At 37.1% G+C, this 377-nt stretch carries 1 pseudogene; it reads left to right on the plus strand.

What is annotated here, in order from left to right:
* Window positions 1-292 (plus strand): annotated as a pseudogene (locus NE544_RS12125) (hypothetical protein); the annotation flags it as partial.
* Window positions 293-377: the final 85 nt, after the last annotated feature.

Raw genomic sequence — 377 nt, forward strand, 5'->3', positions numbered from 1 at the left:
CAAGACATTGACGGATGTAGAATGGTTGGATTTAGAAGAATTAGAGGAAAAGGAGGATATTGAAATGTGTGAAGCTGAAAAGAGATGGCTGGAAGCAAAGTCAAAGGAATGGGAAGCTGAAGGGATAAGAAAAGGAATCGAACAAGGCATTGAACAAGGCATTGAACAGGGTGTAGAACTAGGACAGGTTCTTTTGTACAAAACTATGTTAAAGAATGGAATGAGTGTCAATGAGATTTCCAAGGTTTGTTCAATATCTGTTGAGAGTCTAAAACGCGTATTAAATAATTGATATGAAGAGATGAAAAATCTCTTCTTTTCCGTACGACAGGCAGTCGTGCTTATAGTTGATAATCAATCACCGATTATCAACTGTT

It is taken from the genome of Holdemanella sp. MSK.7.32, from assembly GCF_024460475.1.
In the GTDB taxonomy this organism is placed as follows: Bacteria; Bacillota_I; Bacilli_A; order Erysipelotrichales; family Erysipelotrichaceae; genus Holdemanella.